Annotated in this window: 4 protein-coding genes and 2 pseudogenes; 5 read left to right on the forward strand and 1 reads right to left on the reverse strand. The window is 45.0% G+C overall.

The window, feature by feature from the left end:
- The 5 genes and pseudogenes from BMW74_RS24360 to BMW74_RS25590 all read left to right on the forward strand — a co-directional run.
- A pseudogene (locus BMW74_RS24360) lies at nt 1-561 on the forward strand (type IV secretion protein Rhs); the annotation flags it as partial.
- Nucleotides 558-971: a hypothetical protein gene (locus BMW74_RS24365; RefSeq protein ID WP_093426644.1), complete on the forward strand. Its 414-nt coding sequence runs from the start codon at nt 558-560 to the stop codon at nt 969-971. The pseudogene BMW74_RS24360 and the gene BMW74_RS24365, both read left to right, overlap by 4 nt.
- A gap of 43 nt (nt 972-1,014) precedes the next feature.
- Nucleotides 1,015-1,446 (forward strand): hypothetical protein, encoded by a 432-nt coding sequence (locus tag BMW74_RS24370; protein ID WP_093426645.1) that lies wholly within the window; start codon nt 1,015-1,017, stop codon nt 1,444-1,446.
- A gap of 252 nt (nt 1,447-1,698) precedes the next feature.
- The gene (locus BMW74_RS24380) at nt 1,699-2,091 is read left to right on the forward strand and encodes a hypothetical protein (RefSeq protein ID WP_093426647.1); all 393 of its coding nucleotides are present in this window, start codon (nt 1,699-1,701) and stop codon (nt 2,089-2,091) included.
- Between the two features lie 88 nt (nt 2,092-2,179).
- On the forward strand, nt 2,180-2,305 hold the full coding sequence (locus BMW74_RS25590; RefSeq protein WP_256562665.1) for a hypothetical protein: 126 nt from the start codon (nt 2,180-2,182) through the stop codon (nt 2,303-2,305).
- An 11-nt stretch (nt 2,306-2,316) separates the two neighbouring features.
- On the opposite strand, the pseudogene BMW74_RS25595 reads toward BMW74_RS25590, so the two are convergent.
- Nucleotides 2,317-2,529: pseudogene (locus BMW74_RS25595) on the reverse strand (diguanylate phosphodiesterase); the annotation flags it as partial.
- Between the last annotated feature and the right edge of the window lie 103 nt (nt 2,530-2,632).

The following is a 2,632-nucleotide window of genomic DNA, read 5'->3' on the forward strand; positions in this document are numbered from 1 at the left end:
GGGGTGAATGCCTACCGGTACGCGCTGAACCCGACGGGGTGGGTGGATCCGTTGGGGCTTAATACTTGTCCAGGTGGGGATGGGTGTAGGCCGAAAGGTGGGCCGCAAGACCCGGCTGGGAAGGCGCACGTTGAAGGAACTGAGCCAAAAGCGCCAAAAGGTGAGGGTGACTATTTATATCGTGGGGATAAGCGAGAGCCCAATGATGTGTTTGAAAATGGATTTAAAAGTAAAGGAAACAGCGATGACTTACTGCTTCACTCAATTGATAGTGACTTTCCGTCGAGCAATTTTATTAGTACGTCGGTGTCGAGGGATATGGGGAAAAAATTTGCTACGAGTGACTTCACGAAAATAGGGTACTTGTATACGCTCAATAAAATCCCAGGCCATGATTTGAAAAAAGAGCTAGGTACGGCTTATTTGTTTGGTAAGGAAAAGGAAATAGCGATTCGCTCTAGGATAAACCCTGAGGATGTTCTTGGGGCGACGCTGATTATCGACGATGGTCGTGAGTTTGGTTTCTCCATGCCCAATCCAAATAGGAAAATCAAAAAATGAGCGCTATAACTGTTGTGGATATAATTGTTGGTGTCGATGGGAATAAGCAGGCTGCTCAGCTGGTTTGTAATAGCGATCAGGTGACAATAGAGTTTGTGTTAAGTCCCGATTTTAGAAAAATTTACAACGGGGCCGATTTTTTCAAGTGCTTCGGGAACGTAAGGGAAGACAATCCGGATGTGGTCTTTTATTGCAAGGGTTCGAAGAAGAACGTTCATACCTCGAGTATGTCCTCTCAAATGTCTCTTGGCCTTAAAGCTTATGAGTTGACGTTGGGGGAGGAGCCATCACAGGAGGATCTTATATATATATTTGATTATGATGAAGGCGCCTTTGTAAATAGCTATAGTGCTCAGCGCGAGTTTTATATGCGTTGGGTTGAATCGAGAAAGGTAATTGATGGTGAGTAATGACGAAGATGAAGTTTGGCATTAAAGCTGGAAGGGTAAAGGTATGACGAAATCTGAAAAAGTTGAAGTTTGTATCTTGGCCGGTGATCAGAGGGAGACGGCTGTTTTTCGGTTTGAATGTGATAATTCAACGGCTGTTATTGATCTTTTTATGCCCGGAGGGGTAAGAAAGAAGTACGAGCATTACGACTATTTTGTGTGCCTTATGAAAGTGCGAGAAGATTATCCGCGAATTAAATTTTTGTGCAAGGGCGCAAAACTCAATGTTATGCCCTCAAGAATGTGCTCTCAAATGAGTATGGGGCTTGTGGCTTATGAGTTGACCATGGGTAAGACTGCTACTTTTGATCAAATAGTTCAGATATTCGATTATGAAGACGTCGATATCGTGACCGACCCAAAGGAGCAGTTCGAGTTCTATCAACGCTGGCTAAAATCTTTGGGGGAGGGAGGCGTTACTTCCTACGAGACATGAAGTTGAGGGCAGGCAACTAAACTATCAATCACATAAACACTATACCCCTGCACATTCTTCGCATGATGCTTGGTCTGTGATGCCATCTCCGGCAACTGGTTCGCGTTCACCCCGCACAAGCCTGTGGCTGCAGGTTTGAATGAAAAGTGGACTGATTTACTTCTAATTTGTACTTGATGGTTTGCTGAAATCAGAAATATAAAATAAATCCGTCGCCTTTTCGCTCTTTCCAGCCCAAATAGGAAATAAATAATGCCTAGCATGAAAGTATTGATTTTTGTCGATGGAGAGAAGCAAGAAGCCGTGTTGGATTATGAGGTGGATAGCCCATCGATAAAATTGCTTCTACAAAGTGGTAAGACTTTTAATGTTTCAGGTCTTGATGTTTATGAGTGTCTTGGGAAGCTACTAGTGTTACTCCCAGAGGTTAATTTTTTGTGTAAGGGGGCTAAGTTGAATGTTAGGCCATCCAGTATGTCGTCGCAGATGACGTCGGGAATGATGGCTTATGAGCATCTATTGGGCGTTCGCGCAACAAGAAAAAGTCTGGTTAATATTTTTGATTATGATGATGTAAATATAGTTAATGATCCGAAATTGCAGGATGATTTCTTTTTTAAGTGGTTGAGGTCTTTAGAAGCTTAATTGTTTTTGTTGGCAGAGCGCCTTTGAGGTGTTTGACACCGAAAATTTAGGTCGGATGCATTCCAAGGCTGAATAAGGAGGCGTGATCATGGGTGAAACTGCTACTTTTTATCAAATGGTTCATACCTTAGATTATGAAGACGTCGATATCGTGATCGACCCAAAGGAGCAGTTCGAGTTCTATCAACGCTGGCTAAAATCTTTGGGGGGGTGAGGCGTTACTTCCTACGAGGCATGAAGTTGAGGGCAGGCAACTAAACTATCAATCACATAAACACTATCCCCCTGCACATTCTTCGCATGAGGCTTGGCCTGTGATGCCACCTCTGGCAACTGGCTCGCGTTTAGCCCCGCACAAGCCTGTGGATGCAGGTGGACCACGCCGATGGACGGTGACAGCCGCGCAAATTCCCGCGGTATGCCCTGGCGGGCGACGGCGAACAGTGCGTAAGCGCTCCATGAACCCCACATTTTAAAGGTGGGGATCTATGGCTATCTTGGAATTTGCGGCGTGCAGCTCCACGGCAGCAGGGCCTCGAAG

It is taken from the genome of Pseudomonas sp. ok272 (assembly GCF_900109995.1).
GTDB lineage: Bacteria > Pseudomonadota > Gammaproteobacteria > Pseudomonadales > Pseudomonadaceae > Aquipseudomonas.

Bases quoted from the DNA above. Each gene is read 5' to 3' on its own strand.
- BMW74_RS24365 (WP_093426644.1), top strand. From the start codon at position 558: ATGAGCGCTATAACTGTTGTGGATATAATTGTTGGTGTCGATGGGAAT.
- BMW74_RS24370 (WP_093426645.1), top strand. From the start codon at position 1,015: ATGACGAAATCTGAAAAAGTTGAAGTTTGTATCTTGGCCGGTGATCAG.
- BMW74_RS24380 (WP_093426647.1), top strand. From the start codon at position 1,699: ATGCCTAGCATGAAAGTATTGATTTTTGTCGATGGAGAGAAGCAAGAA.
- BMW74_RS25590 (WP_256562665.1), top strand. From the start codon at position 2,180: ATGGGTGAAACTGCTACTTTTTATCAAATGGTTCATACCTTAGATTAT.